The organism is Flavobacterium sp. LS1R10 (assembly GCF_003968825.1).
Taxonomy (GTDB): Bacteria; Bacteroidota; Bacteroidia; order Flavobacteriales; family Flavobacteriaceae; genus Flavobacterium.
On record NZ_RYDH01000004.1, the window covers coordinates 78,996 to 103,455 of the forward strand.

The 24,460-nt window shown below is 34.7% G+C and carries 20 protein-coding genes; 9 read left to right on the plus strand and 11 right to left on the minus strand.

Going from position 1 to position 24,460, the window contains the following annotated elements; genetic code table 11:
* Positions 1-68: 68 nt before the first annotated feature.
* The 4 genes from asnB (EKL96_RS08910) to EKL96_RS08925 all read right to left on the minus strand — a co-directional run bounded on the left by asnB (EKL96_RS08910) (position 69) and on the right by EKL96_RS08925 (position 5,857).
* The gene (gene asnB, locus EKL96_RS08910; protein ID WP_126461048.1) at positions 69-1,685 is read right to left on the minus strand and encodes an asparagine synthase B; all 1,617 of its coding nucleotides are present in this window, start codon (positions 1,683-1,685) and stop codon (positions 69-71) included.
* Between the two features lie 192 nt (positions 1,686-1,877).
* Entirely contained in the window at positions 1,878-3,503 is a 1,626-nt protein-coding gene (locus EKL96_RS08915) for an amidohydrolase (RefSeq protein ID WP_126461050.1), read from the minus strand.
* A 171-nt stretch (positions 3,504-3,674) separates the two neighbouring features.
* Entirely contained in the window at positions 3,675-5,351 is a 1,677-nt protein-coding gene (asnB, locus tag EKL96_RS08920) for an asparagine synthase B (RefSeq protein ID WP_126461053.1), read from the minus strand.
* Positions 5,352-5,620: 269 nt separating this feature from the next.
* Positions 5,621-5,857 (minus strand): helix-turn-helix domain-containing protein, encoded by a 237-nt coding sequence (locus EKL96_RS08925; RefSeq protein ID WP_126461056.1) that lies wholly within the window; start codon positions 5,855-5,857, stop codon positions 5,621-5,623.
* 182 nt (positions 5,858-6,039) lie between these two features.
* Between EKL96_RS08925 and EKL96_RS08930 the strand changes: the two genes are divergently transcribed.
* Genes EKL96_RS08930 through EKL96_RS08940 form a run of 3 tightly spaced genes read left to right on the plus strand, consistent with a single transcriptional unit; the run spans position 6,040 to position 7,760 of the window.
* Positions 6,040-6,471: a hypothetical protein gene (locus tag EKL96_RS08930; RefSeq protein WP_126461059.1), complete on the plus strand. Its 432-nt coding sequence runs from the start codon at positions 6,040-6,042 to the stop codon at positions 6,469-6,471.
* Positions 6,461-7,225, plus strand: a complete 765-nt coding sequence (locus EKL96_RS08935; protein WP_126461062.1) for a hypothetical protein — start codon at positions 6,461-6,463, stop codon at positions 7,223-7,225. Before EKL96_RS08930 ends, EKL96_RS08935 begins: the two co-directional genes overlap by 11 nt.
* 43 nt (positions 7,226-7,268) lie before the next feature.
* Complete coding sequence (locus EKL96_RS08940; protein WP_126461065.1) at positions 7,269-7,760, plus strand: hypothetical protein; 492 nt, start codon at positions 7,269-7,271, stop codon at positions 7,758-7,760.
* A gap of 231 nt (positions 7,761-7,991) precedes the next feature.
* On the opposite strand, the gene EKL96_RS08945 is transcribed toward EKL96_RS08940, so the two are convergent.
* From EKL96_RS08945 to EKL96_RS08960, 4 genes are all read right to left on the minus strand, one after another.
* Positions 7,992-8,441, minus strand: coding sequence for a hypothetical protein (locus tag EKL96_RS08945; protein WP_126461068.1), 450 nt, complete (start codon positions 8,439-8,441; stop codon positions 7,992-7,994).
* 123 nt (positions 8,442-8,564) lie between these two features.
* On the minus strand, positions 8,565-10,370 hold the full coding sequence (locus EKL96_RS08950) for a TonB-dependent receptor (protein ID WP_158615223.1): 1,806 nt from the start codon (positions 10,368-10,370) through the stop codon (positions 8,565-8,567).
* Positions 10,371-10,436: 66 nt separating this feature from the next.
* Positions 10,437-11,300 carry a PhzF family phenazine biosynthesis protein gene (locus EKL96_RS08955; RefSeq protein ID WP_126461071.1) on the minus strand — a complete coding sequence of 288 codons (864 nt, stop codon included), beginning with the start codon at positions 11,298-11,300 and terminating at the stop codon, positions 10,437-10,439.
* A gap of 74 nt (positions 11,301-11,374) precedes the next feature.
* The gene (locus EKL96_RS08960) at positions 11,375-14,389 is read right to left on the minus strand and encodes a tetratricopeptide repeat protein (RefSeq protein ID WP_126461074.1); all 3,015 of its coding nucleotides are present in this window, start codon (positions 14,387-14,389) and stop codon (positions 11,375-11,377) included.
* 253 nt (positions 14,390-14,642) lie between these two features.
* On the opposite strand from EKL96_RS08960, the gene EKL96_RS08965 reads away from it, so the two are divergent.
* The 5 genes from EKL96_RS08965 (at position 14,643) to EKL96_RS08985 (ending at position 20,909) form a co-directional block, all read left to right on the plus strand.
* On the plus strand, positions 14,643-17,144 hold the full coding sequence (locus tag EKL96_RS08965; RefSeq protein ID WP_126461077.1) for a TonB-dependent receptor: 2,502 nt from the start codon (positions 14,643-14,645) through the stop codon (positions 17,142-17,144).
* Positions 17,145-17,149: 5 nt separating this feature from the next.
* Positions 17,150-18,103: an alpha/beta hydrolase gene (locus tag EKL96_RS08970; RefSeq protein WP_126461080.1), complete on the plus strand. Its 954-nt coding sequence runs from the start codon at positions 17,150-17,152 to the stop codon at positions 18,101-18,103.
* Positions 18,104-18,107: 4 nt separating this feature from the next.
* Positions 18,108-19,022 (plus strand): glycerophosphodiester phosphodiesterase, encoded by a 915-nt coding sequence (locus tag EKL96_RS08975; RefSeq protein WP_126461083.1) that lies wholly within the window; start codon positions 18,108-18,110, stop codon positions 19,020-19,022.
* Between the two features lie 304 nt (positions 19,023-19,326).
* Positions 19,327-20,013 (plus strand): cell division ATP-binding protein FtsE, encoded by a 687-nt coding sequence (locus EKL96_RS08980; RefSeq protein WP_126461087.1) that lies wholly within the window; start codon positions 19,327-19,329, stop codon positions 20,011-20,013.
* Entirely contained in the window at positions 20,013-20,909 is an 897-nt protein-coding gene (locus EKL96_RS08985; protein ID WP_126461090.1) for a glycosyltransferase family 2 protein, read from the plus strand. The genes EKL96_RS08980 and EKL96_RS08985 overlap by 1 nt, the downstream gene beginning before the upstream one ends.
* Here the strand turns inward: EKL96_RS08985 and EKL96_RS08990 are convergent.
* From EKL96_RS08990 to EKL96_RS09000, 3 genes are read right to left on the minus strand one after another with little or no spacing between them, the layout of a single operon-like run.
* Complete coding sequence (locus EKL96_RS08990; RefSeq protein ID WP_126461093.1) at positions 20,906-22,009, minus strand: glycosyltransferase family 4 protein; 1,104 nt, start codon at positions 22,007-22,009, stop codon at positions 20,906-20,908. The two genes, EKL96_RS08985 and EKL96_RS08990, sit on opposite strands and share 4 nt — an antisense overlap.
* Positions 22,006-22,410 (minus strand): sugar 3,4-ketoisomerase, encoded by a 405-nt coding sequence (locus tag EKL96_RS08995; protein WP_126461096.1) that lies wholly within the window; start codon positions 22,408-22,410, stop codon positions 22,006-22,008. Before EKL96_RS08995 ends, EKL96_RS08990 begins: the two co-directional genes overlap by 4 nt.
* Positions 22,407-23,513: a glycosyltransferase gene (locus EKL96_RS09000; RefSeq protein WP_126461099.1), complete on the minus strand. Its 1,107-nt coding sequence runs from the start codon at positions 23,511-23,513 to the stop codon at positions 22,407-22,409. The genes EKL96_RS08995 and EKL96_RS09000 overlap by 4 nt, the downstream gene beginning before the upstream one ends.
* A gap of 46 nt (positions 23,514-23,559) precedes the next feature.
* On the opposite strand from EKL96_RS09000, the gene EKL96_RS09005 reads away from it, so the two are divergent.
* The gene (locus EKL96_RS09005) at positions 23,560-24,459 is read left to right on the plus strand and encodes a glycosyltransferase family 2 protein (protein WP_126461102.1); all 900 of its coding nucleotides are present in this window, start codon (positions 23,560-23,562) and stop codon (positions 24,457-24,459) included.
* The last annotated feature ends 1 nt before the right edge of the window (position 24,460 follow it).

Here is a 24,460-nt window from a genome sequence, read left to right on the forward strand (position 1 = left end):
TATAATTACAAAAAAACGCTCTCAAAATTGAGAGCGTTCTTCATTTATAAAAAATTTAAATTATTGTTTCAAACTACAACTCCTATTTTGGCAATTTCAGTATCTGCCTGAACGTGTGCCGCATTCGCTCTTCCGCTTGGATCAAGGTTTTCCTGCCATTTTGGAATCCACTTCCTAACCGTTTGTGCCGCACTTACTTGCGGATAATATTTATTAAATACCGACCTGTAAAAATACGCTTCTTTAGTTGTAGGAGAATTATACGGAAATTCAGCTACAGCTCCAGCTAATTGCTCATCCGTAACTTGCGTAGCACAATAATCAATTAATTCATCAATCCAATTGTATCCTACTCCATCCGAAAATTGTTCTTTTTGTCTCCACAAAACCTCTTCAGGCAGATACGGATTGTCTGGCGTATCAAATGCTTTTCTTAAAATGTATTTTTCTTTTCCATCGTACGTTTTAGGCATCTTTTCTTCTGCTTTGATGCGAATTGACACATCCAAAAACGCTTTGTCTAAAAACGGAACTCTGGTTTCTAATCCGTGCGCCATCGTTGATTTGTCCGCTCTTAACAAATCGGCGGTAAACAATTTCTGTACTCTTTCAATAGTTTCCTTTTGGAAATCCTCCGCCGAAGGTGCATTTCTAAAATACAAATATCCCCCAAAAATCTCATCGGCTCCTTCGCCTGAGAGCACCACTTTTACACCTAAATCCGTAATTGCTTTCGACAAGAAATACATTGGTGTACTTGCTCTAACCGAAGTCACGTCATACGTTTCTAAATGCCAGATTAATTTATCTAAGATTTTTATTCCTTCTGCAACAGTAAAATGAATTTCATGATGTTCAGTCCCTAAAAATTCCGCTACTTTTCTGGCAGCCGCAGCATCTGGCGCATCCGCATTTAATCCAATAGAAAATGATTGTAATTTTTTGCCGCTTTCCGCCAATAACCTAGAAGCAATTGCTGATGTTAATGAAGAATCCAATCCTCCTGAAAGCAACACTCCAATGGGTACATCGCTCATTAAACGCTTACGAGTTGCTTCAGTCAACGTTTCCCTGATTAAATCCAAATCTAATTCTTGGTCGGCTTTTAAATAATCTTCATATTCCGGTTTGTAATATTTCACAAAACCTGTTTTTTGAGTATAATAATGTCCCGGAGGAAAAGTAGAAAATGTTTTACACTGATCCGCAATAGGTTTCATTTCGGAGGAAAAATAGATCCTTCCTCTTTCGTCCAAACCATAATACAACGGTTTCACTCCCATTGGATCTCTGCCGGCAATAAAATCATCGCCATCTACTACCACAAAAGCCCAGTCGCCATCCAGCATATTGCAAAAATCGTATCCAAACTCTTCGTACAAATGCACAATAACCTCTGAATCTGATTTGGTTCTAAAAGCATGCCTTTTCAACACACCATCTCTCAATTCCTGATGATTGTATATTTCGCCATTATGAACCATATAGGCCGTTTTTGTGCCTTGTATCGGTTGTTTTCCAGAATGTAAATCAATTATAGACAACCGTTCGTGACTTAAAATATGCCCTTTTTCAGTAACATGTAAATCACTTTCATCCGGACCACGATGCGTCATTCTTTTTGAAAGTGCTCCAAACAATTGTTCCTCTTTTCCTCTTCCGATAATGGCTAATATTCCGCACATAACTCTATATTTTTATTTTTTCCCAATTCTAAGTCGACAAATATGCAATAGCAGTTACAAATACAAAACACAATTATGATATTTAGTTACTATTTAAAACAAAAAAATACGTTTAACATCAAAAATGTAATTTAATTATCAGAAAAACCAAACCTACTATAATAACTATAACTCATAAACGCATCCGTTTAATTATTTGACTTTTTGACCTTTTAAATAGGTATTACTTGGTTTCATTTTTACTATCATATTCTCTTTCACCATAATTAAATCCTGGTCAAACATCACAAAATCAGCCCATTTTCCTACTTCCAGACTTCCTTTTTCTTTTTCTTCAAAATTAGAATAGGCGGCCCAAATAGTCATTCCTCTTAACGTTTCGGCTCTGGTCAACGCATTTTCCATTTGGAAACCACCTTTTGGATATTCCTTACTGTCTTTTCTGGCTACAGCAGCATGAAAAGTAAGCATCGGATTCACTTCCTCTACTGGGAAATCAGTTCCAAGAGCTACCATTCCAGCTTTTTGAAGTAATTTTTTATAAGCATAGGCATTTTTCAATCTTGCTTTTCCCAATCTGTCTTCAGCCCAATACATATCAGATGTGGCATGCGTGGGTTGAACCGAAGGAATAATTCCAAATTTGAAATAGTCAAAATCCGCTTCACGCAAAACTTGAGCGTGCTCAATTTTCCATCTTCGGTCTTTTGTGCCTGTCAAAACTTCTCTGTAAATTTTCAAAATCACCGTATTTGCTGAATCGCCAATGGCATGTGTATTCAACTGAAAATTTGAAGCTGCAATTTGTCTAGCTACATCGCTTAATCCAGAAATTGGTGCCAACAAAGCGCCATATTCGCCTGGCTTGTCGGAATACGGTTTGTGCATGCACGCGCCACGCGAACCCAAGGCACCATCACCATACATTTTAAAGGAACGCACATTTAGATTATCTGTTTTATAAATTCCTTTTTTTAAGTATAAATCAATGTTTTTTTGATTTGCAGTGATCATTGCATATACATTAAGCTTCATCACTTTTGCCTTTTGCAAACTATCCATCAAGTGAATAATGTCCGGATCCAATCCTGCATCATTTACGGTCGTCAATCCGTAATCAAACATCACTTTTTCGGCATCAAGCAAAGCGGCTATTTGTGTTTTACGGGTTGGTTTTGGAATTATTTTGAACACTAATTCCATTGGATTGTCTACTAAAATTCCCGTTGGCTCCCCGTTTGCAATTTCAATCTGACCACCAACAGCTTTTGTATCCTTTGTGATTCCTGCTAACTTCAAAGCTTTACTATTCACAATAATGGCATGACCGTCGATTCGATTTAAAACTACAGGAATATCAGGAAACGCAACATCTAAATCTGCTTTTGTTGGATACTTTTTGACTTTCCAATCGTTTTGATCCCAACCATTACCCACAATAAAGGTTGGATTTTTATCTTTTTGAAAAGCCTTTAAACGGGAAATTATTTCGTTCATGCTTTTGGTACCGCGCAAATCCGATTCCTGCAAGCTCAATCCATAGCTATAAAAATGGCAATGTGCATCAATCAGGCCTGGATAAATGAATTTGCCTTCCGCATCTATCGTATTCTTGGATTCATATTGTTTTGAAATTTTACCATTAGTCCCAATAGCGATAATTTTACCTTCATCGATTGCCATAGCCGAAGCTTTCTCAAAGGAGTTATTGACCGTGTAAATAGTGGCACCGGTAATAATGGTATCAACGGAAATCTTATTTTTTTGATCACACGAAATCAATAAAAATAAAACAAAGAATAAAGTAATATATCTCATAATAAACATTTTAGTTTTGCTAATATAAAGAACTCCTCCTAATTATTTTAGACAATGTGTAATTATAATGTTTTTTCAAATTCTAAACTGCTCTCGAAATATATTTCTCATAAAAAACGCTCTCAAAATGGAGAGCGTTTTATCTATTTATAAAATCTTAATTAATTGTATTTATGCTTTTGCATACGCATCATCATGCACACTTGCCACCGCTCTTCCTGACGGATCATTCATGTTTTTGAACGCTTCATCCCATTCCAATGCAATTTTTGTACTACACGCCACACTTGCTTCTTGCGGCACACACAAAGCAGCTGCATCACTTGGAAAATGCTCATGAAAAATAGAACGGTAATAATATTCCTCTTTTGAAGTAGGAGTTTGCAACGGAAATTTATATTTAGCATTTGCTAATTGTTCATCCGAAATTTCAACAGCTACAACTTCTTTTAATGTATCAATCCACCCATAACCTACACCATCACTAAATTGTTCTTTTTGTCTCCAAGCTACACTTGGCGGCAACATCTCTTCAAAAGCTTTACGAACCACCCACTTTTCCATAGGATGTTCTGCATTGATCATTTTATCTTGTGGATTAACGCGCATCGCCACATCCATAAATTCTTTATCTAAAAATGGCACACGTCCTTCAATTCCCCATGCTGCTAAACTTTTGTTCGCTCGTAAACAATCGTACATGTGCAATTTACCTAATTTACGTACGTTTTCTTCGTGAAATTCTCTCGCGTTTGGCGCTTTGTGGAAATACAAATATCCTCCAAAAAGTTCATCTGCTCCTTCACCTGATAACACCATTTTGATACCCATAGATTTAATAACTCTTGCCATCAACCACATTGGTGTTGATGCTCTAATCGTAGTCACATCGTAAGTCTCCAAGTTGTAAATTACATCTTTAATTGCATCTAACCCTTCTTGAATAGTGAATTTAATTTCGTGGTGAATGGTTCCAATATGATCCGCAACTATTTGCGCCGCCGCTAAATCTGGAGAACCATCTAATCCTACCGAGAAAGAGTGCAATTGCGGATACCAAGCATCAGCAACATCTCCGGATTCAATACGTTTTTGCGCATATTTTTTGGCGACAGCCGAAGTAATAGAAGAATCTAAACCTCCAGAAAGCAAGACACCATAAGGTACATCACTCATCAATTGTCTGTGAACAGCAGCTTCTAAAGCCACTTTGATTTCATCAATGCTGGTTACGTTGTCTTTTACAGCATCATAATCTGTCCATTCTCTTTTATACCATTGTACAAATTCGCCATCTTTACTTGACATATAATGTCCTGGAGGAAACAATTGAATTTTAGTACAATAGCCTTCTAATGCTTTCAATTCAGAAGCCACATAAAAAGTTCCGTGTTCATCCCAACCTATGTATAATGGAATAATTCCCATGTGATCCCGAGCAACAAAATACTCGTCTTTTTCGACATCATAAATAGCAAATCCAAAAATCCCATTCATTTCATCTATAAAATGAGGCCCTTTTTCTTTGTAAAGTGCTAGAATTACTTCGCAGTCACTTTCGGTTTGAAAGTTATATTTACCCTCAAATTGTTTACGTAATTCTCTGTGGTTGTAAATTTCACCATTTGCTGCTAAAACAAGTTGTTTGTCTTCACTGAACAACGGTTGTTTCCCTGAAGCAGGATCAACGATTGCCAGTCGTTCGTGAGACAAAATGGCTTTTTCATTACTAAAAATTCCACTCCAGTCCGGTCCACGATGACGGATAATTTTAGACATTTCTAATACTTGCGGTCTTAAAACTTCCGCTTTTTGTTTTAAATCAAAGGCACATACTATTCCGCACATAATTTTTTTGTTTAAAGTTTAAGGTTTGCTTCGCCTGTTCGAGTAAAACTCTCGAGTCAAGTTATGAAAGAAACCTGCTTTGTTCATTTTGATAGGGCAAAGATGGAGTTATAGTTCTAATTGAAAAACGCAAATACTCTTTTTAGTTATAATTTATAACTAAAAAATAGAATTTACGTTTAAACCGTAATGGAAAGGTGCTAAAAATAGAATTGAAGTTGCGGATTGTAAAATGGGACGCAAATGAGACGGATGTAAATAACGGATTTTTATTTAATTTCCTGAATAATAAACAATTCTTGCATCTGAATATTTAAAGCTTTACATATTTTAAAAAGAGTAGTTATTGAAGTACTTATCTCTCCTCTTTCTATTCTACCAACTTGGTTTTTAGGAATATTTGCATCATAAGACAAGGTCGCTTGAGAAAATCCTTTCAGAATTCTAGCGTCTCTGATTTTATTTCCAACAGATTTTATTAGTTCTATCTCGTCTACTTCTTTCACACAGTAAAAATGCTACCATCTAAAAAATTATCAGGACACATATTTGTGTTTTAAATGTATTTTTTAATTACATTTGGTTGAATAAGTAAAAAAAACGCTCAAATGAGGAAAACCGTAAGGAATCGATTTTTTAAGTTTTTAAGTTTGCTAAGTATTTTAAACCATCAATAAAAAAATTTGAAATGAAAAAACTATTGCTAGTCGCGATTATTACTATCTCATTACATAGCGTAGTGAGTTTTGGTCAAAAATCAGAATACAATTCAAACGTAAAACTTGAAACACTTGAAAATTCGGTTTTTGGAGAATGGTTTGTAAACAAAGTAGGCTCAAAAATAACAGAATCTATTATGTACAAACAAACTCCTGTTGGTGTTATGAACTGTTCTTATGAAATAGAAAAAGTTCTCTCTTTTTATAATCTTAAACTTAAGGATAAGACTTACAAAGAAATGATATTGCCTGAGGGAATTGATTTTAAAAATTATACTTTATTAAGTTCTGCATTTAAATCCGAAGAAGCGTTCATCAGATTTGAATGGAAAACTTCTAAAGGAAAAAAAATAGTATGGGCCTGTATTAAAGATAGTAATTTTATAATGATTGAAAGATAAATCAACATTAAAAAAAATAATCCAAACGATTATGAATTTTTTAAAAAATATTTTCGTGTTAGGAACTATGTGTCTTTTTATGAGTATTTCTTACTCGCAAGAAAAAAAAGTTGTCCTTCATTTTAAATCAATTCATATGGAATGGGAAGGTAAAACTAAAGATGCTCCTATTTGGGTTAATCGAAGCTCTTCTGTGACACTTGAGGGCGGTAATGTTACATTCGAAATGGATGGGATTCCTTCTTTATATAGGAGAACTGATACACCGAGCAAAAGACTTAAAACGCCTGAGGGAGTTACTTATGTTCAGAGTGAGTATCTAAATGAAATAAATAAAAAATGCTTTATTGAAATGCTTTTAACCGATAGAATGCAAGTCCGAATAATTGAGGATGATGGTAGTATTTTTCAAATGAATAAAGATTTAGTTGATACTTCTAATGACAAAGTAACTACTTTAGAAAATTCGGCAAATAACATAGAATCTGATTGTACTAAAGTACAAAATGAATTTATTGCTTGTGCCTCATACAATCAGGAGCTTTTACAAGAAATCAATACATTAAAAAATCAATATAAGCAATTTATTTCCCAGTCTAAAGATATGACCATATTGACTACAAAAGGAGCTGAAAACATTGAAAAAGCATTGGAATCTATCAAAGAAAAAGATTTAAAAATTAGCAGAATGCAAGATGCTTTAACTAAAAAAGATTCAATTATTTTAAATTTGTCACGAAAAATCAATAATTAGAAACTTTCTTTTATTGGTTTACAAATTAAAAAAAACAGACATTATGGGCATTTCAATAGCAGTAATATTATTTCAAATAGGAATTTTTTTATTAATGACCTATGCTGGTTATAAAGGAATTTGGTATTTGAATATATTAACGATAATAATTATCATTTTTACATTAGCCAATATTCATACTTCTCCTCTAATGATATTGCAATTTTTTACTGTAATTGCAAGTTATAGTTTTTGTTTAAACAGAATTGAAGTAAATAAATACCCTAGCGCATATTTTCCGAGGAAAAAGCACAGCATAGAATTAATAATAATTATCCTTCTTAATATTATAATATTAAGCTTAATTATATATGGTTGGGGACGGTTTACTATTTATTATTTTGAAGAAAATTATGAAAGTTTGGTCAATGAGTGGTTTCTTCAAATATTAGGTGTAATTTCATATTTACTCTTTTTGGGTTTTACATTAATGATTTCAGGTCTTCTTTATTTTAATTTAAAGAAAGTAGCAAAAGAACTCTTTTCACGTTTTTAAATTTTAAAAAACAAACATTATGGGTATAGTAATCTCAATAATTGTATTTGCAATAATTTTTTATTTGCTTAAAAATACCAAAAATGTTTTCGGTAAAATATTCGCTTTTATAATAATCGTGATTGTATTAGCTGTTTTTATGACAATGGTTAAAGGCTGAAAAACATATCTTCAAAATCAGGGACAGAACGCTGAAAAACGGATGCAAGCAACACTGATTACAACAGATTTTTATTTAATATCCTCAACCAAATACTTCGTACCATTTATCTCAAAAGTAAATCCTTCTTGATTTCCCATGAGTTTATTTCCCAAAGGAGATTGTGGTGATAATGCGATAATATTGATTCCTTCGACATTGATTTTAGGAAGTGCCACACTCAGGTACAAATAGATTCCGTTCGCTCTTACCAAGCTCCCCACAATAATCGTTTCGGCAACTGTGCCAGCATCAATTTTATCCAAAACTATTTTTTGATCCAGTACTTCTCTCAATTTACGATTGAGTTTTTCCTGCTCAATGTGCATCATAGACAAAGCGGTTTCATGTTTATCTCCGGCTGAACCTTTAGCATCGTTTTTAGAATCTTCGGTAAGTGCCACAATCATGTCTTTGAAAACATCGATTCGATCCTGAACTAATTGCAGGTAATGGGTATGTATTTTTTGTTTGAAAGTCATAAGTAGATTTACATGCCTGACAGGGTTCAAAACCCTGTCGGGCATTCAAAGTTTTTAAATAAAAAAAGCGAAGATTGTTTTACTTTTCGGCTCCTTCTCCTTCGGGTAGGGCTGGAGTAGGGATTAAAAATCAAATTTATAGTTCACGCCTAAAATCACCTGAAATCCCTGCACTGGATAATTTTGCCATTTTTGGTAGGCATTATTAGTGATATTATTGGCTCTGGCAAAAGCAGTCAATCGGTCGCTATATTTGTAACCAACATTTGCATTGACATCAAAATAAGACTTCAAAGTTACAGGAGCAGCGTTAGTCACCACATTGGTATTAACCTGAAAATCTTTTCGCTCGCCCACATAGAACACATTTGTACCAGCAAACCACTTCTCTGTTATGTTAACATCCAAGCTTGAATTTAATTTTATAGCCGGCAAATTCCACGCTTCTTGTTGAAAATCATTTGTAAAACTGCTAAAGCTTCCGTTGATTCCAAAAGTCACGTTCTTAGAAAAATCAGCTTTTACTTCTCCATAAAAATTCAACGTTCTCATATCGTCATACACCACTTGAAAAGAATTCCCAAAAGCATAGTCCTGATTGGTTGCATTTTCATTGTAATTATTGCTTTTAAACAAAGCCTTGTTGCGCTCATTAATATAGGAACCTCTTATATTATAACTCATATTATTAGTCAATTTCCCTTTTAATCCTGCAAAAACATCATACTGCTGATCCGTAGGTGCAATAGCGAGTGTTGGTGACAAAAAAGGATTTTCATCTACAAAGTCCTGGTACGAGTTTTGTTTTAAATTTCCTTCGGCTCCCGCATAAAAAATCATCAAATCACCAACAACATTATAGGAAGCGTTAAATTTTGGATACACAAAAAATTTATTATTGCTGTTTTGATTGTCCAGACTATAAAAAATAGCGGCACCAATATTCAGTGTCCAATCCTCCTCCTGCATCACAAAACTAGGTGCAATTCCCAGATTTGTAAAACCGTATTTGATTGGTTCTGTATTGGTATTTAAATAATTATTATTGAAACTTCCACCAACATAATCTATGATTAAGTCAGTTTTTACAGCACTATCTATCACATCAAATTCTACAGTTGGCTTGGCGTAAAACCTATTTTCTGAAGAATCAAAAATATCAGAAAAATGATTAAATTTTAGACTCATTTTATTAAAAAAACTTTCGTTAAAAGCTACATTCCCTCCTAACGTCAGCGTACTGTAGGATTGCTGCGGCCTGATTCCACTGATCAAGATTGCTCTGTCCTGAGGCGCCAGCGTAGTACCAAAATCAGCCGGTAATCCATACCAATTGTACGTTTGGTTTTGATATCCTAAATCCAGATTCCATGAAACTTCTTTTCGATTTGATCCATACATCAAATCAATCGAAGTGTCATAAAAACGATCGTCCAGAATCACCTTTTCAATACCCCCTTGGGAGGAGTGATGCCGAAACATGCCACCAATATAATCCGTAGCATTAAGGTCATGATTCACATATAATTCCCCTACAAAGGTTCCGTAATTCCCTACACCAAATGTGGCGTAGTTTTGAAACAAAACGGCTTCTTTTTCTTTCTCTACGCCTGCTGCTTTTCCTTTAGACGGCGTGAAAGTTGATGCTACCGGGAAAGAGAAAATAGTATACTTTACGGTTTCCTTTTTTGTGTTATCTTCTTCGTCCAGCAACGGTGTTTCCTTCACTTTGAAAGCATCTAATATGGTTGGTGTGAATGGCTTGACTACATTTACGGTCTCGGTACCTATTTGCTCTTTCTTTTGTGCAAATGAAACTTGAGAAACGAAAAGAAATAAAATCCCCAACCCAACGCTCCCCAAAGGGAACGGATCCGAAAACGTTACGCTATTATTTATAACCGATATTACTTTGTTTTTAAATGTCATGTTTTATTTTTTTACTGCTAACTTCCTACTGCTACTTTTTTTACTACTGCATTTTTAACCGGTACGTTACACTTCCCATTCTCCTTTTGCGAGGTATTGTGTTTTTCCCCCAATTTTAATATCAAACTGATTTTCAGCTAATTTTCCATCGAAATAAATCTGAGAGGCTCTGTTTATAAAATCGCCCTGATGATTAATCATTTGAATTTCCGGCGAGTGATATTTTAAAAGAAAAGCCTGTAAACACGTGCTCGCACTTCCCGTAGCCGCGTCTTCTATAAGCTGATTTGCTTCAATACAAAACATCCTGCTACTCAGCTTTTTTTCTACCAAACAATAAAAATACAACGCTCTATGACTGGTTTTGCAGTGTGCATGCAGCCATTCGTTCATTTTATCCTTATCAAGAATCAAATGCTCTAGTGCCTTTTTACTTTTAATAGGAACAATCACAAAAGCGCTTCCTGTAGTCACTTCCTGAATGGGAAATTCATCCTCAAAATCAGCTCTGCTTAAATTGCTGAAGGATAAAAAATCTTCCGTTAAAAAAGTATTCAAAAACTCCGGTTGAGCCGCCTGTAGCCAAACCAAATCTCCCGATTGATGTACCGGAATTTCACCAATTGGAACCGACAGCGAAATCTTTTCAGGTTTATTCTCAAATATTTTATGCATCAAAACCCATGATGTTCCTATGATTGGATGGCCTGCAAACTGCATTTCGTGGTCTGGTGTGAAAATCCTAATCGCAGCAGTTTTATTCTCCGGTTGAAGCTTAGTAATAAAGGTGCTTTCGGCAAAGTTGATTTCGCGGGCAATTGTCTGCAGCTGCTGGTCGCTCAAGGAATCAGCACCTAAAAAAACCGCGAGTTGATTGCCTGTATATTTATTCTCTGCAAAAACATCAACGATGTAAAAAGGTAGATTCATTCCGTATGTTTTTTTGGTTTTCAGTTATTTTTTCGCGTTGATTTTGGTTGTTTTTCTAACTTCCACTCACAGCTTTATTTAGTTATCGATGCATTTGTTTTGGACTCTTCCGCTTTAATTCTGTCTAATTCAGTTTGTGCCTCTGAAACTACATCCTGAAAATCAGTAAAATTCTGAATGACGTTTTCTAAAATGTAAGTCGCCTGATAGCTGTCTTTGAGTCCGTAAAAATTTTTCGCCATTAAGACTAATCCTTTGGCTCCAAAATACTTATAGCTCGCATAATTTTCGGCTAATTTTTGAACGGCAACATTAGAAGCTTCAAAATTTTCTTCTTTATTTTTAAAATAAGCATCGTAGTACAGGGCTTCGGCCGCTAATTCCCCCTTAGCAATTGTCATTACTTTGGCATAAGCCGCGCGTGCTATGGCTTCATCACCAGTTTGCATTGCTGCGCGTGCAATGATAATTTGCGCATCACTTTTGACATTATCATCAGTCTTTGGATTCATTAAGACTTTCTCCGCGTACACTACTGAATTTGGATAGTCCTTATTTTCATAAAAACATTTCATCAGATTGGATTGTGCAAATGTTTTATTCTGAGAAACATCTGCTTCGTTTTCTAGACGGGACAATACCGGAATTGCTTTGTCATATTCCTTATTTTTCAGAAAAAACTGTGCCAAACGCACTAAAGATGGCTCCGTAAATTCACTTCTGGATTGGGCTATTACAAATTCATAATTAGGAATTGATTTGCTTTCAGATCCTTCAGAAAAATACAATTGCGCCAGGTAATAATTAGCCTTCAAGGCGTGTATTCCTGGGGAAAATTGACTTAAATACCCACTAAAACCTGTAATTGCCTGTTTGGTATTGTTTTGTTGAAATTGTTTTTCGGCAGCTTCAAATGTATCATTATCCAGCTCTGCATCCGTGACAGCCACAAAATCTAGGGTACGTACCCAAGTTGCATATTCATCTACTCTGCCCATATCTACGTAAATTAATCGGGCTGCAGCTACTGCTTCTAATGCCTCCGGAGACCGAGGAAATTCAGCCGCTACTTTCTTAAACTTCACTACTGCCTGATCATTCCTGTCTGAATTAAAATAAATTAATCCCTGGCGCAAAATAGATTTTGAGGCAAAAGAACTCTTTTTGAATTCTGTATTCAGTTGCTCATACGCTTTTAAAGCCAAATCATTTTTATTTTCGGCAACATACGTATTCCCTAGTTCAAATAAAGTATCATCTCGGTAACCCGATTTTGGATACAATTGTAAAAAAGCATTCAATTCTTCTATTTTTTTATCGTTTTTATCCATAAATCCATAGGAAATTGCTTTTTGAAAATACGCATAATCCGCATCGACACTTTTAGAGGCTATCACTTTAGAGTACGCATCCATTGCGGGACCGTATTTTGAGGTTACAAAACGACAATCTGCCAAACGCAAATACGAATCATTCAAACGCACTTTATCCTCTGGTGCTTTTTCAATCTGATTTTCGAAATAATTTCCTGCCTGATCATACTCTTTCAATTTGAAATAAGCATACGCAATCGTGTAATTGTGATTTTTATATTCAGGAGTTTTTGAGGCTTGTGCAAAGCCTGCAAATTGTTTGAAACTCAACAACGCATTTTTAAAATCATTCAAAACATATTCTGTTTCTGCTTTCCAGAAAGCCGCTCTGGCAGTAAAATACGGATCTTTCTGTTCGTTCATAGACTGCGTAAACATAGTCAAGGCTTCCGGATAATCACCGTCTGTATACAATTCTAACCCATTGAAAAAAGTAACTTTCTGGTACGCTAATTTGTTTTCAGGGGATCTGTTTTTTTCCAATATTACTAAGGCCTCTTTATAGTTTTTAGAAGAAATATAAGAATCAATCAAGAGTCTTTCTATTTCTGAACGGTTGGCATTATTGGGGTATTTCTTCAAAAAAGCATGCAAAATTGCAGGCACACTTTGATAGGAATTTCCAAGTTCATAGCTTAATTTAGCGTAATTCAAACCCGCATCTTCCTGTATTGCTTCGTCAAATGACATTTCCGACGCATTTTTGAAAGCATTTAAAGCTTGCTGTTTCTTGTTTGTATTGAGGTAACTTTCCCCCAAATGATAATAGGCGTTTTGTGCAACAAAATCTTTCCCACCTATGATTTTATTGAACTGAGAAATGGCATTTTCGTAGTCTTTTTGTTTGTAATACGCATATCCTAATTGGTAAAAATCCGTATTATTCCATCTTCCTTTTTTACCTTGATAAGCAACTAAATAGGGAATTGCGGTATCGTATTTTTTTAAATTAAAATAGCTTTCGCCAATGATTTTATTAAGTTCCGATTTTTCTAAAGGATTTGATTTGGCCATTGCTTTTTCCCCTAAATCAATTGCGTTTTGGAAATTTCCTAATTTAAAATTCATATCCGCCTGATAATAAGACAGTTTTTCCTTGTATTTTTCTTCTCCGGAAACGGCGTCAAAATATTTTGTCGCTTGCTTATAATCATCTCCTTCATAGGCCATAAATCCCAAGTAATATTTAGCTTGCGAACCATATTCAGGAGCATTCACCACTTTATTAAAATAAACAGTTGCCTCTTTTTTCTTTTTGGCATTAAAAAAACTATACCCTTTTTGAAAATTAAACTGGTCTTGTTCCTTTCTGCTCAGATTCCTTTCATCCACTTTGTCAAACCATTGCAGGGCTTGGGGATAATTTCCCAAACTAAAATGATACTGTGCCACCTCGATATACGCTTGATTTTGTTTGACACTCGTAGGATAATCCGAAACAAAGCGTTCCATCATCTGATCTGCATTGGCTTGATTAGTACGAATGGCGCAATTTGCCACATAATAGGCACAATCTGATTTTAATTCATCGGTGCCGGCGGATTCTTTTACTTTATTAAAAATAATTTGTGCCGATGCATATTGTTCTTCGTTAAACAACGAAACCGCTTTGTTGAAATCCTTTAAATCGTGGGTATAAATAGTTGATTTTTGTGCCGAAATACTGATAGTGCTACTAATGAAGAAACTACAGAAAAGCCAAGAAATTTTACGCATTGTGGTTTTATTTTAATAATTCAAATGTATTGCATTCTGATCTTTATAACGAATTGCGATTGGTTTTTATTATGAATATTTTTTTTTAACCGTTTATAATTTAACCTTCTTAAAACAGACTGACCAATTATTATACCTTTTAATAACCTGATCACCGGATCCGTTAACACAATAGTAACGGACAACGAGTTTTGACTTAACACCTTAAAAATATCTTTACTTTAATAAATTTAAACATAAACATATAAAAAAAATGAAAGTTAATTACTATTTTATTTTATTGAGTACACTATGGTTTTTTACTATTAAAGCACAAGAAAACAGCACTTTAAATGGAATTATTACAGACGAATCAGGCAAACCTCTTATTGGTGCATCAATCAACATTAATACCACATCTAAGAACACGATAACTGATATTGCTGGAAGTTACCAATTGCAAAATATAAAATTCGGCACTTACACAATTCAAGTGGCCTATCTTGGTTACGAAAGCCAAAAAATTTCAATCTCTTTAAACCAATCCGAAACAACACAAAATTTTATTTTAAAAGAAAGTTCCTTTCAATTAGATGGTATTATTGTTACCGCCCAAAAAAGAGAACAATTAAATAAAGATGTTCCCATCGCCATTACCTCTTATGGGGGGAAATTTATTGAAAATTTAGGGATTTCAGAATATGATGCTTTTTCAGATTATGTTCCTGGATTACAAATCCAGATTCAAAGTGTAAATAATCCTGGTATCGTTATTAGAGGGATTACCAGTGATAGTGGGGATTCTCGAGTAGAACCACGCGTTTCAATTTTTCAAGATGGCGTTTCCATCAGTAAATCCAGAGGATCTGTAGTAGAGTTATTTGACATTGAACGCGTTGAAGTTCTAAAAGGTCCTCAGGGAACTCTTTTTGGCAGAGGTGCACAAATTGGTGCCATGCATATTATTCAAAACAAAGCTAAAAACGAAAATTCAGGAGAACTAAAAATAGGAACGGGTAATTACAACCAGTTCTCAATGAATGGGTTTGTAAACACTTCCCTTATTAAGGACAAACTATTTGTAAGAGTAGCCGGAATCCTGAGTAAAAGGGATGGTTTTATAGAAAACAGATCTGGAGGCAACTTGAATGGTAAAGAAACACTAGCTTTTAGAACTTCCTTAAAATATTTAATGAGTGATAAAACCAGTTTAGATTTAATTGCAAACTGGCAACAGGATACCCCACCGGGAACGGGTTTCAAAAGCGGAACTTATGCCCCTTTAGGTGGAACAACCAACCCAAATACATTTGCGGACTTAGAAAGAGGAACCGAATTGGGGATCGACAGAAAAGTTTATGGTCTTACAGCGATATTGAAATCTGAAATCAATCCTAATTGGGATATGACCGCCACCACAGCTTACAGAGAATTTAAATCAGATGAAGCTTTTGATGCCGATGGTACGGCAGCTCCAGTGCTTTACTTTAGAGAAATTGCCGAAGGAAAACAATTCAGCCAAGAAATGAGATTTAATTTTAATGATAAAAATAAATTATCCGGTTTCTTTGGAGCAAATGTTTTTTATGAAAAAGGATCTCAAGCGGTTCCTTTTGAAGTAAATGAACAAAGTTATTTTGCCTTATTGGCAGCTAGAAACACACTAATCGTTAATGGCGTTCCTACCTTATACCCAAATATTCCAAACGACCCTGCTTTTGGTCCATTGGCAGGAGCTCCGCTTTTAGCTTTCAACAAAGAAAAATCAACCAATTTTGGAGAGAATTATTCTGGAGATATCTTCGCAGATGCCTCTTATGATTTAACTGATAAATTGACTTTTACTTTGGGTGTAAGAGCTACTTTAGAAAATAGTAATGCCGGTTTAGAGGTTCAAAATGCAGATCAGCCTGGTGTATTGGGTAATTTTTTAGGAGTTTTTCCTAACAACTTATTTGCTCCTACAAATGGAAAACGTACTGCCAGCGAAACCTTCACCTCTGCTGTTGGACGATTTGCTATAAATTATGATATAACGGACCACATTACTCTTTTTGGGAATGTTGCCAGAGGCCGAAGACCTAACGTAATTAATGTTACCGCGAAAACTGTTAATGTATTATCGGATGAAACGGTATGGTCTTATGAATTTGGCGCCAAATCTCTCTTCCTAAACAACCGATTGCAATTTGACATCAATGCTTTTATATACGATTACAGCAATTTTCAAACGACTATCGCACGATTAGACGAACAGGATGGTTTAGTGATTCAGCCAAATGACAGCGGTTCTGCCTCAACTTTTGGTTTTGAAACGGCCTTGCAATATCAGTTTACAAAAAACAGTTCTTTCTTTGTCAATTATGCGTACATCGATGCTGCCTTTGATGAAACGGATTCAGACGGGAACCAACAACAATTGGCGGGAAATACTTTCCGATTGACTCCAAAACATTCCTTTTCTGTTGGATTTAATTACAATCCATCTGTAAACACTATCTTAGACCTTTACCTTAGACCAAGCTATACATACAAATCGAAAGTGTTTTTTGAAGAAACAAACTTACCTAATATTTCACAAGCGGGATATGGTCTTTTGAATATCAGAACAGGATTAACCATTAGAAAAAAATACGAAATAGGATTATTCATGACTAATCTTTTTGACAAAAAGTATATTATTGATGCCGGAAATACCGGTGGTGCTTTTGGAATACCAACTTTTATAGCTGGTGCACCTCAGTTCTATGGTGTACAAATGGCTGTTAAATTTTAACAAAAATGAAAAAAACAATAAACACACTACTTGCAGCACTCTTTTTTTGCACTTCTATTTTTAGCCAAGAAGGAATAAGCACAGTAGAAATATCCAGCTTAGATTCCTATCTCGCTACTACAGAGGCCAAAGTAATTGGAATCAAGCCAAACAATGCGGCTAAAACAATATGGGCTGATGGGTATGAAAACAAAAAAACAGCTGTTGCTTTTGTTTATTTGCATGGTTTTGGCGCTAGTCACCGTGAAGGAGAACCGGTTTTAAAAATGCTTTCTACACAATACAAAGCCAACATCTACCTCTCGCGTTTAGAGGAACATGGTATTTATCGTAAAAATACCTTTGAATTTCTTACGCCTGAAAACTATATTGCCTCTGCAAAACTAGCATTAGAAATTGGGAAAAAACTGGGAGAAAAAGTAATTTTGGTCAGCACCTCCACAGGGGGAACTTTAAGCTTGAAATTGGCATCCGAAGATCCTAGCATCTCGGGATTGATCCTCTATTCGCCTTTTGTCGATTTATTTAATCCTGCTATGGCGGGTATTATTCTGCCTGGTGGTAGAGAGAAATTCAAAGCAAACATCGGTGGCGATATGCAAACACAAAACCGCCCAGAGGAACAAGCTAAGTACTGGTCTACCAATTACCACGTCAATGGCTATGTTTCCTTAATCACTATGCTTAAGCAAAACATGACTGAAACTACATTTACAAAGGTCAAGTGTCCGGTTTTCTTAGGCTATTATTACAAAAACGAAAAAGAACAGGACCAAGTCGTTTCCGTTTCTGCCATGCATACAATGTACAACTCTTTAGGAACGCCTGAAAACAAAAAAACAAAAATAGCCTTTCCAGAAAGTGGGGATCATGTTATTGCTTGTGATTTACGTTCAAAGGATTGGCAAGGTGTTTATCAGGCTACGGTAGACTTTTTAAACCAAACAATTTTACAATAAAAACATGAATAAAATTTTAATCACAGTAGTTTTAGTATTGTGCCTGCTAGGCTGCAAGGCTAAACAAGAAAAACAAACAGTCCAATTACTTCCTGGTGAAATTCAAACTCACTTTAATTTTGATTTACAGGGGCATCGTGGAGCAAGAGGACTCTACCCCGAAAATTCGTTAGTTGCCTTTGAAAACGCAATCAAATTGGGAGTAAACACCTTAGAGCTAGACGTAGTTGTTACAAAGGACGACCAAATACTGGTATCACATGATCCTTTTTTCAACCACATAATTTGTTTGGATAGTTTAGGAAACACTATTAACAAGGAGGACGAATTAAACTTAAATATCTATCAGACTACTTATTCACAAATACGTCAATATGATTGTGGTAGCATCAAACATCCACAATTTCCTGAGCAGACTAATAGTACGATTTCAAAACCATTACTTCTGGATGTAATTGCGCAGTCTGAACTTTTATCTGACCAAAAGATCTTCTATAATATTGAAATAAAAAGTACTCCAGAAGGGGACAATAAATACCATCCAACACCTCAGGTTTTTACAGATTTATTTATTAAAACAATCCAAGGGCGTATCCCTATGGAAAGACTAACTATCCAGAGTTTTGATTTTAGAGTACTGCGCTATATCCATCAAGCCTACCCTGATTACAAACTAGCGGCTCTGGTGTACAAAGATAGTGTCAAAACAAATTTAGATGCTTTGGGATTTATCCCAGACAGCTACAGTCCAGAACATACGCTATTGACTGCCGAAATTGTAGCGGAATTACAGGCCAAAGGAATGAAAGTTATTCCTTGGACTATTAATGAAGCAAGTCGGATGAAAACGGTTCTAGGTTGGGGAGTTGATGGCATCATAACGGATTATCCCGATAGAGGATTGCGCTTTAAAAAATAAGAACTTCCGTCTTGATTTCATTTGTTCCTTAAAGCAACAAAACTATCCTGTTTGGGTGAGGCTACTGAAAAGGTCCTTAACAAATTATATTTCATTAAAAGAGTAGAAAACCTTCATTTTCTACTCTTTTTTTATGCTAAAATAGGAACTTCAAGCAGCAATAAAGTGCGGATAAATTGGCTTTAAATAAAATTCGGACTTTCCCTTGTTTATACCTGTTTTTTGAAAATCCGTTGAATAGAATAGAATTTATTTTGAATAGAACCGTTATCTTGTTACTTTTACCCCATAAACAAACTGTATTATGTCACAATCTGTCCTGTCTTTAAAAAACGTTACTATTTTCCAAGAACAAAAAACTATTTTAGCTCATGTAAATTTGGAGGTAAAACATGGTGAATTCCTGTATATTATAGGAAAAACAGGTTCCGGAAAAAGCAGCTTAATGAAGACCTTGTATGGTGATTTGGCTTTAAAAGAAGGTGAAGGAAGTATTGTTGACTTTGATTTAGCCACCTTAAAAGAAGATGATATTCCGTTTTTGAGAAGAAAAATTGGAATCGTTTTTCAGGATTTCAAATTACTGCCGGACAGAACCATTAAAGACAATATGTTATTTGTCCTGAAAGCTACAGGCTGGACTGATGCTGATGAAATGCAGCGAAAAATTGATGAGGTGCTGGACAAAGTAGCAATGAAAGAGTTTGGCAACAAAATGCCACACCAAATTTCAGGTGGTGAGCAACAACGTGTTGCCATTGCCAGAGCTTTACTTAACGATCCTGAACTTATACTTGCCGATGAACCTACCGGGAATCTGGATCCACAAACCAGTGCTGAGGTCTTGGAAGTATTAAAAAGCATCAATGCCAATGGAAAAACAGTCATTATGGCCACTCATGATTATGCGTTGCTAATGAAATTCCCTTCGAAAACATTAAAATGTGAAGACGAACGAATTTTTGAAGTAGTGCAACAGAGAGCCGTGTAATGCTTTCTATTCTTATTCCAATATACAATTATAATGTGTATCCTTTAGCATTGGAGCTGCGCAAACAATGTTTGGAATGCAATATTGATTTTGAGATTTTATGCCAAGATGATGCTTCTGATTCTTCCCTAAATATTTTTAATGAAAAAATAAATTTGCTTTCTCACTGCAGTTTTGTTTCATTAAAAGAAAACATTGCCCACAGAGAAAACAGGAATTCACTTGCCGAAAAAGCAAAATTCGAGTATTTACTTTTTATAGACGGGGATTCTACTATTGTGAATTCTGATTATATCAAAAGATATTTATCAAATTTATTTGATTTTGATGTGGTTTATGGAGGACGCTTGCATCCAGAAAAATGTCCTTCTGATAATCAAAAACTACGCTGGAAGTACGGAAGATTCATTGAAGATAAATCTGCTGCAAACAGAAAGACAAAACCCTACCACTCACTACTTTTTAATAATACCATAATTAAAAAAGTCTGTTTTGACACGGTACAATTTGACAAAACCATAAAAAAATACGGTCACGATGACACCCAACTCTCGTTTCAACTAAGCAAATTAAAATCCAAAGTAAGCCATATAGAAAACCCTGTTGAACATGGCGATTTAGACACTAATCTAGTGTATTTGAACAAGACCAAAGAGTCTTTAGAAAATTTAAATTTATTGTATCAGAAGAAAAAAATTGACATTGAATTTGTACGATTATTACAACTGTATCATTTTTTAAAAACAACCAAATCAACTTTTATTATTTCAAAAATAAATGCCGTTTTTGAAAAATTATTATTTAAAAACCTGAACGGAAACAATCCTAATATACTGATTTTCAATTTGTTCAGAGCAGGTTATTTATGCTCCATTGACTTTAAGAGTAGAACCTAAACTTCATTTTTGAGTCCAATAAACAATTGATGCCAAGTTTGCATAATGGCATCGATGTGATATTTTTTACTCGATAATTTTGCCTTTTTTGCCATTTCACTTCGTAACACCTCGTTTTCGATTAAAATTTCTATAGCCGCTACATAATCCGATTCGTTCCCGTTTTCAATCAAAAATCCATCTTCTTTATGCGTGATTATTGCTCTTGGTCCGCAAGGACAATCGTAAGCAATACAGGGTAATCCGGAAGCCATTGCCTCAATTAACACCATTCCAAAACCTTCATATCGAGACGTCATCAGATAAAATGAAGCATCTAAATATTTTTCGTTAATATTCTGAACAGGTTCATAAAAAACTATATTATTTGAAACATCCAATTTTTGGGCAAGTTGTTTTAAATCGATATTTTTATTAGATTTTCCATAAATTTCCAATATCCAATCTGGATGTTTTAAAACCACTTTTTTCCAGATGTGCAACATGCTGTCAAAACCTTTTTCGTACGTATGTCGCCCTACCGCAATTACTTTTTTGTTTGTTAATTCACCAGATTTTTCCGTTACAAACCATAAAGGATTCGCAATAACCAGTGTGTTTTTTATGTTCCATTCTGAAATACTCTCGTTTGTTTCAACAACAAATCGATTGTATTTTTTTATTCCGTTTTTTTTCAGTTGTAAAACAAGATTCGAGAACAATTTAGTAAAACTGTTTGTCACAATTTCACTTTCTTCAATAAACCTGGAACTATGCATTTCTAGCACCAGAGGAATTTTATATTTTATAATAAAAGGAATTAAATATGCCTTTAGACCATTATCACAAACAAGTATAATATCCGGGTTTACAGTCTTAATACAACTGTTTAGTTTCTTACAATACGCTTTCAAAAAAGAAAGATTTTTTCCTTTTAAAATCATATCGTGAAAAGTGATCTTCTTATTAAAAGAATAAAACAAAGGAGAATCACCTCCGTTTTGAGTCAGAATAACAACTTCATAGCCTAATTGTTCAACCAGATAATTGGCTTTGACAGCAATAACTCTTGCCACACCTCCGGCGTTATTAATGTTAGGAACTACAAATAGCAACTTCATTTTTTTGATTTCAAAAATTCGTCATAATCTCTGATATAATCTTCTTCTTTAAACATATCTGAGGCTAAAACCAAGCAAACTGATCCCGAAGAAAAGTTTTGCAGTTCTCTCCAAATTCCTGTTGTAATGAGTAAACCTACGTTTGGTTTATTTAATAGGTAGCTTTTTTTCTCGATACCGTCATGAACAACCACCTCAAAACTACCGCTCAATGCAATTAAAATTTCTTGTTGCTGAATATGGGAATGACCACCTCTAAAAGCAGTACTAGGCACATCAAAGAGATAGTAAATTCGTTTGAATTCAAATGGAATTACACCACTTTGAATGTAGGCTAAGTTTCCACGAACATCGTCTATTACAGGAATTTTTAATACTTGTACGTTTTCTACTGTTGTCATTTTCTGCTAATTTTCATTACATCTAACCATTGCATGCCTATATTTTCAATTGAGAAGGATTGTACGCTTGCCAATGCATTTTGTTTACAATGCTGATACAATACTTCGTCTTCAATGAATAAATTCATCGCTTCCGTCATTTTACTACCATTTTGATTTTCAACTAATAAACCATTTTCTTTATTTACAATTATTTCACTTGGACCGGCTAAGCAGTCAAAGGATATTACCGGCGTATTACTGGCTAATGATTCTAGTAGAACATTTGACAATCCTTCATTCAAGCTACTCAAAACAAAAAATTTAGCATTTTTCAGGTACTTAAACGGATTCTGTTTAAACCCTAAAAAATGAACTTTATCCCCCAGCTTTTTTTCTTTTACTAACTTTAAAAGAATATTTTTTCTTTTGCCTTCCCCTAATAAAACCAAATGTATCCCTTTTTGGGATAAAGTCGAATGGGCATACGCTTCAATTAATTTATCAAATTGCTTGATATTAGTTTCCATTTGACCTATCCCAATAATATACTTGAAGTTAAGTGAAACAGGTTCTTCACTCTTCCTGACAATTTCCTCAATATCTATAGGGTTGTAAATGGTAATTGCGTTTTTCAGCTGGTGCTTTCGCGCTATTAACTCTTTCGATTGATTAGAAACACTAACCACTTTATAACAATTTCCATACATGTATCGGGTAAGCACCGACCAATTGGGCATATAATGATTAATCAAATAACTGTGCACGGTGAAAATAGTATTGGTTTTATAAAGCCATTTTGAAATTAATAATTCTTGAATGGGTTTTATCCTAAATCGGAAATCAATAATAAAATCAAATTCATGCTCTTTCAAATAGTTCTTCAAAAATAAAAACCGACTGAATTTATTTGAAAAACCGTTGGTTTTGTTTTTCATTTTACCCAAATTGACTAATTTTCCGGCATAAGAATAGGAAACGGCATCCAGGACAATAATAGTATGAACTTCTATGCCCTGTTTTTCAAAAAAAAAGGATAAAACAGCCATCACTTTTTCAGCACCTCCATCACTTAATCGGTACCCTATTAATGCGATTTTATATTTTTTATTGGGTATTATCATTCTCAATTTGTTATTTTCGTCTCAAATATAACGCTTTTAAAAAAACATGCAAGATAATCCACTAGTCACCGTTATTTGTTTGTGTTACAATCATAAAGATTATGTAATAGAGAGCTTAATGTCCGTATTAAACCAACATTACGATACTATTGAGTTGATTATCGTAGACGATTGCAGTACTGATAATTCTAAATCCGTAATTGAGAAATGGCTTCTGGATTATCCACAAATTCCATTTATAGCCAATGACACTAATTTAGGGAATACTAAGTCTTTCAATAATGCCTTAAAAACAGCAAAAGGGGATTATATTATTGACTTGGCTGCTGATGATGTATTATTGCCCAATTGCATCACTTCACAAATAAATGCTTTCAACAACACAACTTTTAAAAATCTTGGAATTGTATATGGAAACGTCGAATTAATCACTGAAAAAGGCAAACACGAATCTTATTATTTCCCTGTTGATAGCTTTCAAAAGGTAGTCAAGGAAAGAACAACGGGAGATATTTATGAATCCGTTCTTTCTGGTGGTGACTGTATTTGCTCCGTTTCATCAATGGTCAAAAAATCACTGTTCGATGCTTTGAACGGCTATGATGAAACGCTGGCGTACGAGGATTTGGATTTTTGGATTCGGGCTTCTCGAACGTACGAATTTGACTTTATTGATGCTATTCTGGTTCAAAAAAGAATTGTACACCACTCCCTAGGCACTCATTTTTTTAAGAAAAAAGATGCCAGAGCCAGAAAAATTAATCAGAGTACATATTTGATCCTTAAAAAAGCAATTGGGCTCAATAGAACAAAAAAAGAGGATAAAGCAATTTTAAAACGCATTCATTTTGAGATGATTCTCACCTATAAAACTGCTCATAATACGTTGTTACTGCGCTATATTATTATGGAAATTAAGTTGCGATTTCATTTGTTAGCTTCATAAA

Excerpts from the sequence above, each read along its gene's own strand:
- EKL96_RS08915 (WP_126461050.1), bottom strand. The coding sequence starts at position 3,503 with ATGAGATATATTACTTTATTCTTTGTTTTATTTTTATTGATTTCGTGT.
- EKL96_RS08960 (WP_126461074.1), bottom strand. The coding sequence starts at position 14,389 with ATGCGTAAAATTTCTTGGCTTTTCTGTAGTTTCTTCATTAGTAGCACT.
- asnB (WP_126461048.1), bottom strand. The coding sequence starts at position 1,685 with ATGTGCGGAATATTAGCCATTATCGGAAGAGGAAAAGAGGAACAATTG.
- EKL96_RS08930 (WP_126461059.1), top strand. The coding sequence starts at position 6,040 with ATGAAAAAACTATTGCTAGTCGCGATTATTACTATCTCATTACATAGC.
- EKL96_RS08945 (WP_126461068.1), bottom strand. The coding sequence starts at position 8,441 with ATGACTTTCAAACAAAAAATACATACCCATTACCTGCAATTAGTTCAG.
- EKL96_RS08965 (WP_126461077.1), top strand. The coding sequence starts at position 14,643 with ATGAAAGTTAATTACTATTTTATTTTATTGAGTACACTATGGTTTTTT.
- EKL96_RS08990 (WP_126461093.1), bottom strand. The coding sequence starts at position 22,009 with ATGAAGTTGCTATTTGTAGTTCCTAACATTAATAACGCCGGAGGTGTG.
- EKL96_RS09000 (WP_126461099.1), bottom strand. The coding sequence starts at position 23,513 with ATGATAATACCCAATAAAAAATATAAAATCGCATTAATAGGGTACCGA.
- EKL96_RS08940 (WP_126461065.1), top strand. The coding sequence starts at position 7,269 with ATGGGCATTTCAATAGCAGTAATATTATTTCAAATAGGAATTTTTTTA.
- EKL96_RS08975 (WP_126461083.1), top strand. The coding sequence starts at position 18,108 with ATGAATAAAATTTTAATCACAGTAGTTTTAGTATTGTGCCTGCTAGGC.
- EKL96_RS08980 (WP_126461087.1), top strand. The coding sequence starts at position 19,327 with ATGTCACAATCTGTCCTGTCTTTAAAAAACGTTACTATTTTCCAAGAA.
- EKL96_RS08995 (WP_126461096.1), bottom strand. The coding sequence starts at position 22,410 with ATGACAACAGTAGAAAACGTACAAGTATTAAAAATTCCTGTAATAGAC.
- EKL96_RS09005 (WP_126461102.1), top strand. The coding sequence starts at position 23,560 with ATGCAAGATAATCCACTAGTCACCGTTATTTGTTTGTGTTACAATCAT.
- asnB (WP_126461053.1), bottom strand. The coding sequence starts at position 5,351 with ATGTGCGGAATAGTATGTGCCTTTGATTTAAAACAAAAAGCGGAAGTT.
- EKL96_RS08985 (WP_126461090.1), top strand. The coding sequence starts at position 20,013 with ATGCTTTCTATTCTTATTCCAATATACAATTATAATGTGTATCCTTTA.
- EKL96_RS08970 (WP_126461080.1), top strand. The coding sequence starts at position 17,150 with ATGAAAAAAACAATAAACACACTACTTGCAGCACTCTTTTTTTGCACT.
- EKL96_RS08955 (WP_126461071.1), bottom strand. The coding sequence starts at position 11,300 with ATGAATCTACCTTTTTACATCGTTGATGTTTTTGCAGAGAATAAATAT.
- EKL96_RS08950 (WP_158615223.1), bottom strand. The coding sequence starts at position 10,370 with ATGACATTTAAAAACAAAGTAATATCGGTTATAAATAATAGCGTAACG.